At 62.3% G+C, this 6603-nt stretch carries 6 protein-coding genes and 1 pseudogene; 3 read left to right on the top strand and 4 right to left on the bottom strand.

Annotated elements, in window-relative coordinates; genetic code table 11:
* Positions 1 to 314 precede the first annotated feature (314 nt).
* The 4 genes and pseudogenes from DNK49_RS22565 to DNK49_RS22555 all read right to left on the bottom strand — a co-directional run.
* Positions 315 to 764 (bottom strand): annotated as a pseudogene (locus DNK49_RS22565) (ISAs1 family transposase); the annotation flags it as partial.
* A gap of 74 nt (positions 765 to 838) precedes the next feature.
* The gene (locus tag DNK49_RS24880; RefSeq protein WP_243632490.1) at positions 839 to 1138 is read right to left on the bottom strand and encodes a group II intron maturase-specific domain-containing protein; all 300 of its coding nucleotides are present in this window, start codon (positions 1136 to 1138) and stop codon (positions 839 to 841) included.
* Positions 1139 to 1332: 194 nt separating this feature from the next.
* Entirely contained in the window at positions 1333 to 2070 is a 738-nt protein-coding gene (gene ltrA, locus DNK49_RS24875) for a group II intron reverse transcriptase/maturase (protein ID WP_243632489.1), read from the bottom strand.
* Between the two features lie 405 nt (positions 2071 to 2475).
* Entirely contained in the window at positions 2476 to 4035 is a 1560-nt protein-coding gene (locus DNK49_RS22555; RefSeq protein ID WP_110530295.1) for an RHS domain-containing protein, read from the bottom strand.
* Here DNK49_RS22555 and DNK49_RS25075 point away from each other — a divergent pair.
* The 3 genes from DNK49_RS25075 to DNK49_RS22540 form a co-directional block, all read left to right on the top strand.
* Positions 3988 to 4509: an OsmC family protein gene (locus DNK49_RS25075; RefSeq protein ID WP_279386436.1), complete on the top strand. Its 522-nt coding sequence runs from the start codon at positions 3988 to 3990 to the stop codon at positions 4507 to 4509. The genes DNK49_RS22555 and DNK49_RS25075 overlap by 48 nt on opposite strands.
* A gap of 155 nt (positions 4510 to 4664) precedes the next feature.
* A complete protein-coding gene (locus DNK49_RS22545; RefSeq protein WP_110530293.1) occupies positions 4665 to 6029 on the top strand; it encodes a Tle-like phospholipase domain-containing protein in 1365 nt (454 codons plus the stop codon).
* A partial coding sequence (locus DNK49_RS22540; protein ID WP_133255149.1) for an ankyrin repeat domain-containing protein occupies positions 6026 to 6603 on the top strand: 578 nt, incomplete at its 3' end. The genes DNK49_RS22545 and DNK49_RS22540, both read left to right, overlap by 4 nt.

The following is a 6603-nucleotide window of genomic DNA, read 5'->3' as shown; positions in this document are numbered from 1 at the left end:
GCCCAGTAATCAGGTGTCCGGCAAGCTTGTCCCAGGAGATGGAAACGCCCCTGGTTTTGACGACAATTCTCTGGATAACGACGCGTCATCGAGGGTTCACTTTCGTTCGTCTCTCTGATCCTTACCTACTCGGGGTACGGCCCCGACGCTTTGACCCCAACGCTCACCACCGACGGCTCTTGACCGCAGCAGCTTGGGGTGGTTTGAAGCCTGCTCCTGAAAGCCGACTCCGAGGGACCTACCCTCATCTTCCATGCAGCTTCGACACAACCCGTCGGTTCATGCTGAACCTCCTTGCTGTGTGCCTGCGGCACACTCTCGACCTCCCAGTGACTTCTGACTGCCAGCGCGATCCGCTCGGCGTCGGCGGGCAGGCTGCTGATGTAGCAGACGCGCTCGGTGCTGGTGTGATCGCCCACCGTTCGGATGCGTTCGACCACGGCGAAGCTGGCTACGTCGTTCCAGGCGGCGGCGTTGTGAAGTCGGTCGACGGCATCGTAGACGCGGCAGCGACGCACTTCGATCCTGCCGTGCCCGGTGCTGGTGCTCTCGTGGGTCGAAGCCGGCGTCAGCGGGCCGCGTGGGTCGAGGTTGGCGAAGATAATCGAATCGTGCAGGTTGCGGTGGTTGTCTTTCACACACAGCACGTAGTGCGCACCTCGGTCGCGAATGGTGCGCGCGATCTTGGTCTGTGTACCCATCGCGTCGATGGTGACGATGCAGCCCTCGATGTCGAGCACCTTGAGCAGTTCGGGGATCGCGGTGTCGAGTAGCCCAAGGGTATTTCAACCCCAGGCCCTCCGAGAACCGTACGTGAACCTCTCGATTCATACGGCTCCTATCGTCCAACCGTTGCCACGGGGACCCAATGCGGAAACAGATTTGGCTGGCGAGCGCGAATACTCTTCAACCAACCCCAGCTCCGCTTGATATGCCCCCTGAGTCGTTTGTACTTGCGCCGAGCCCAGCGCACGAGGAAGTGATCCAGTGTGCGAAGGGCGCAGCGCAGCGCGGACGGATAGAACTTCGCAGAGTATTGGACCCAGCCCCGTACCACGGGCCGAACCCACTGCACGAGTTCATCCAGACTCAGATCGGTGCGACGCTGCACCCTCCAGCCACGTATGTGCTGGCGCATCGCCTTGGCAGCCTTGTTGCTGACCGCCGGAGCGAAGCTCGTGAACAGTCGTCCGTAGCGGTTCTTCGAGCGCCTAGGCCGAAACGTATAACCCAGGAAGTCGAATTCGTGCGCCGGATAACTGCCACGCCGGTTGGCGTCTTTGCAGTACACGATTTTCGTCTTTTGCGGATGCAGTTCCAGCTTGCATGCCGCTAACCGCGCAGCGAGCGCGCTTGCGCTTCGCTGCGGCAATGGCAGATGACGTCGTCGGCATAGCGTTCGAATGGAACATCCGGATGGTTTCTGCTCATCCAGCAATCGAACGCATAGTGGAGAAAGAGATTCGCCAACACGGGGCTTACGACCGACCCTTGCGGGGTCCCTTTCTCGCGGCTCACCAAGGTACCATCCGGCATGCTCACGGGCGCCCGCAGCCATCTCTCGATGTACAGCAGCACCCATTTGCAGTCCGTATGATGGCGCACGGCACGCATCATCAGCTCCCAGTCGATGTTGTCGAAGAAGCCTTTGATGTCGAGATCTAATACCCAGTTGTACTTCCAGCACCGGCTTCGCGCCACGTACACCGCTTCATGGGCCGAGCGGCCTGGACGGTACCCAAAGGAGTCGTCGTGGAAGTGTTCCTCCAGCTTCGGCTCCAGGTATCGCTTGACCACCATCTGGGCAATTCGGTCCGAGACCGTCGGAATGCCTAACGGCCTCACCCCTGCACCGTTGTCTTTGGGTATTTCCACCCGAAGCACGGCCGGCGGAAAGTAGCTGCCCGATGACATGCGACTCCAGATCCGGTACAGGTTGTTGCTCAAGTCCTCTTCGAACTCGGCAATCGACTGACCATCAACCCCTGCCGCGCCCCGGTTCGCCTTGACCCGCTTATACGCTTCCCATACCTCGCGCTTGTCAATACAAAACGGTCTTGCCTTATCCACGCAGGTCCTCCCCTTGCAGGTTGCCCACGCGACAAAGCTGGACGACGTCGCCCCTTTGGTCCAGCACCATTACGGCGCCTTCAACCCTACTACGAGCGACTCCGCCCCTGTGCCCCGCATCGGTACGCTCGCCCTTGCGGAGTCTGTCCGCTTGGGCTTCTCCCTTCACATCGGGACGACAGGTTCCCACGTTTCTCACCAGAGCCTGGATCAAGGTCACGCCGCCTACATGCCGGACGCCGATTGGGCGGTACACAGGTTTCCCCCAACCTTGTCCCGGGGTCGAAATCAGCCCCCGGTTTCGACGTCGATTAAATCCATTACGACATTTCATCAGCGGTTCACTCACGTTCGTCTCCTTGAACCTCACCTGACGGAGTCCTACTCCGCCTTTTCCAGCAACGCTCACCACGAGGGCTCTTTACCCACGCAGCTTGTGGCGGTTTGAAACCTGCTCCTGTAAGCCGATTTCGAGGGGCCGACCCTCATCTCCGGTGAAACACCGCAGCCGCCAAACTGCCGGCGGGTGCGTTCGTGGCACACGATCTCGTTGGACTTCTCCGCTGTCGCCGCCCAGCGGGTCTTGCCATTGTGATCCATCAGTCGCAACGGTGTGCCCAGGTGATCGGTCACGAACACGCTCACCCGCGCTTTCGGGGCCTCGGGCTTGAACGGGTTGGGGACGACCAGGCCATGCTCGGCCAGTAGCGTCGACATCTGCGTAAAGAGCGCTCGTTCCTCACGCGTACTCTCCCGGTCTTCCGCGTTCTCGGGTTCGAGCCGATCCTGCTCGATACGCAGTAGCGGCACGAAGCTGTCGGGTTCGTAGAGGACGGTGATGGTGAGTGTGTCGGTGGCCTCGCACACCAGCCGCTCGCCATCCCAGCCGTAGCGGGTGGTGCGGATGTCGTGGCCGGTGGAGACGGTCTTGGCGATGCGTCGCGAGAGCGCATCGTAAGCATAGGTGGCCTGTGTGCGGGTGCCGTCGGGGGCGATCCGCTCGAGCGCCACCAGCCGATGGGCGCCGTCGTAGCCGAGTTCGAGCCGCGTGCCATCGGCGAGCGAGCGCTCGACCAGGTTGCCCGCGCCATCGAAGCGGCTGCTGACGCCGACGAGGTCGGTGACGCGGTTGTCGGGCCAGTGTGCGGTGTTCGGGGTAGGACGGCCGTCCCTGCCATCGCCGAGCAGGTTGAACTCGGGGTCGCTCAGGTTACGCGCCACGGTGTGGGCCCAGTCGTCATCGGCCAGGGCTGAGAGCGTGCCGTTGGGGGCGGTGACATCGAGGCGATTACCGGCCGGGTCGAAGCGATAGTCGTGGCGCTGCGCCCCGTGCTGGCTTGCGATGAGCCGGCCCGAGGCATCGTAGGCGTAGGCGATGGCGCGGGTGCCGGCGCCATCGCGCTGGTGGATCGAGGCCAGATGCGCATGGGCGTCGTAAGCGTACTCGCGGATCAGGGGGTCGGCGTGGGGCGTGGTCAGTGCGCTGCGTGACAGCTGCCCGAGTGCGGTGTAGGCGCGGGTCTCCTTCAGGATGGGGGCGCCGCCCAGCGCAGGGCCTTCGGGCCGTACGCTGCGCGACACCTCACGGTGCAGCGCATCGCGCTCGAAATCGATCTCGATGCCGTCCACGCGCAGGCCATGGAGGTGGCCCGAGCCGTAGCTGAGCCACGCACACTCGGGAGCGTCGCCATAGGTGGCGGCCTCGGGCTGGCCGAGAAGACCGTGGCGGTGGGCACAGGCGTAGTGCCATGGATCCGTGCTCTGACCGGTATGCGACTGCGACTCGCGCACCACCCGTCCGGCCGCATCGAAGGCGAAGCGTACCTCGGCCGTGGGGCTGGTGAAGGAGGCCAGCTGGCCATCGGCGCGCCAGGCGAAATGCTCGGTGATCGCCGGCGCACACGCGGTGGCCGGCAGGTGACGGGCGATGAGACGGCCCACGACGTTGTGTTCGTAACGCGTCACCGGCGCCTCGGGCAGGCTCGCCTCGGTGCGGGCGATGAGTTCGCCCGCGGCGTTGTAGCTGCGGCTTCAAACGACTCTGACCCTTTTGATTCTTTTGATTCTTTTGATTCTTTTGATTCTTTTGATTCTTTTGATTCTTTTGATTCTTTTGATTCTTTTGATTCCACGCTGATAGTTTTATTCACGCCCTTCTGCTCAGAACGACCGCTCGCCACCCTCGAACACCTGTTTGCCGCAGGCTATTCGGCCTGCTTTCTTGGCGCGCTGAAGTTTGTCGCCGCCCGTGACAGGCTGGCACTGCCCCCTCCCCGCAGGGAACACTTTTACCTCGGACACGTGATTTACAACATCGACATAAACATTAAACTCAAATATCATTTTTTCATTCCAGCTCAACCGGTTCATCACGATGGTCTCTCTCCCGATCGCCCACACTTCGCTAGCCGCTGCACTGTGGGCAGTAAGCCTGGCTAGGCACGATGTGCTGATACGGCGAGGTGCGCCATATGCCCTGGAGGTTTCCGAGAGCCTGCTCGACTGCGCCCATGCTTATGGCTTCAAGCAGGCTCAAAGCCTGCGCGGAGCACGCAGGCAAACCCGGCAAGACACCACCGAGGACTAGAAGCCCCATGCCACACGTAGCCCGCAACGGCGACAAGGGACCAAGAGGCGTCATCGAGACGCAGCGCCGCAGCCACACCAATCTATCCGACAATCGCCACACCGCCACGGTGGGCGACCCGTACCGGTGCACCAAAAAGGGTCACAAGAACGCGACGCTCAAGAACGGCTGCTTTTTCTTCAAGATCGACAAACAACCGGTAGCCATGCAATACGCCACCGTCGCCACCTGTGGCTGTCGCATCCTGGAAGGCTCCACGGTCCACCGCTGTTGCCCCCACCTGGACGCCAAGGCCCGCCGACTGGCCGAACGCGAGATCCGGATCGAGGCCGCTCGCGATCTGATCGCCGAAGCCGAACGCCGTCCCGGCGAGAGCCGTGCCGAGTGGACGCAACGCACCGGCCTGCCGATGAACAAGGCGCGCTACGACGCCCTCGGAGATGCCGCCGACGAACTGGAACGGCTCAACCGAGACGTCCGCCGGGCCGAAGCCAGTCAGGCGGTGTATCAGAAACCGGCAGACACCAATGATCCGCGCTTCAGCGGTGGCAACGCCGGGCTGAAAGATGCCGAACACTCCGCGCCGGAAGCGATGCTCAACCTGCGCAAGGAGGAATTCCGCGATCTGGGGATACTGCCGGAGGAGGTCCTGAACGACGATAGGCTGTGGGAGAACGACAAGAGCAACTACTACGCAGCCCCCTACTACGACGAACTGACCGGCGAGACCATCATCGCCTACCGCGGCACCGAAATCGAGGGGACCCTGAACGACCCCGAGAGCAAGCTGCATAAAGACATGGTGCTGACCAATCTGCCACAAGGCATCGGGGAACAGACCGAACAGTACGATGCGACGATGAGGCTGGCGGCAGCAATACGCAAGTCGGGTGATCGTGCCGACTCGGTCGTTTTCACCGGCCATAGCAAGGGTGGCGGCCAGGCCAGCGCGGCCGGGATCATCGCCAACCGCGCCTTCGTCTCCTTCAACCCGGCCACACTGTCCCCGATGACCCCCTATCGCTTCAGCGAGGGCGAACGCACCATCGAACACGGTGGCGCGCTGGGCACCCGCTACCGCACTCACTTCGACTACATCAGCGGCCCGCTTGATGCGGGCGGAGACAATGTCAAGCTGCGCCTGGTCGACTGGGTACAGCAACTACTCAAAGGCGACAAGGCTGGGCGACTCGCCCGCGCCGTCGGCGACACCGTATTCGAATTCCCACCGCAATCGGCTGACACCCACTCCATGCGCGAACTCATCGACGCCATCGAGGCACGCAAGGCCAATGCCTTGGCTGCAATCGATCAGGAACTGGCTGGCGGACGTCCCGGTAGCCGGCTGCCCCCCATCGGGAGCGCGCAGTGAACCGCCTCATCCGCCTGCTACTGACCCTGCTCGCCTGCAACCTGCTCGCTGCCTGTGAGCGTCCCGCCTGGAACAAGGATAAAGACATGGACATCGTTCATTTTGGCGCTTTCAAGGTCGACCTACGGATCGAGTTTCCCGATCCCGCGCACCGCGCCCTGGTCGATGCCGTGCTCGACGGCACCGTGACCAACTGGGACCCGGTCCACGTGCATGCACTCATCGACAAGCCCGGAGCAACGTACCATCTCACCCCGCTGATCCTCGCAATCCGCAACAAGCAATACACGTCCGCCCGCTGGCTCCTGCAACAGGGCGCCAACCCCAGCTATCGCACCCCTACCGGAGCAGGATATCGAAATCCGCTCGCCAAAAGGTCCCCGCTGTACTACGCGGTCAATCTGGGCAACCTCAAACTGGCCACCTTGCTCTTCGACTTCGGCGCCAATCCCAACCTGTTCGGGCTGGTCGATCCCATCTTCTTCGAAACCATGGACCTGGGGCGCGGTGACGGCCCACTGTTCCAACTGTTCATCGAACGGGGGGCTGACATCAACTTGCGTCAAGGCCCGAT

It is taken from the genome of Parazoarcus communis SWub3 = DSM 12120 (assembly GCF_003226565.1).
Taxonomy (GTDB): domain Bacteria; phylum Pseudomonadota; class Gammaproteobacteria; order Burkholderiales; family Rhodocyclaceae; genus Parazoarcus; species Parazoarcus communis.
Note: the sequence above shows the minus strand (reverse complement) of the source record. Positions and strands in the feature narration are given on the sequence as shown.

What these genes read in the sequence shown, in the direction of transcription:
- DNK49_RS24880 (WP_243632490.1), bottom strand. Translation starts at nt 1,138, where the DNA reads ATGCGCCAGCACATACGTGGCTGGAGGGTGCAGCGTCGCACCGATCTG.
- DNK49_RS22545 (WP_110530293.1), top strand. Translation starts at nt 4,665, where the DNA reads ATGCCACACGTAGCCCGCAACGGCGACAAGGGACCAAGAGGCGTCATC.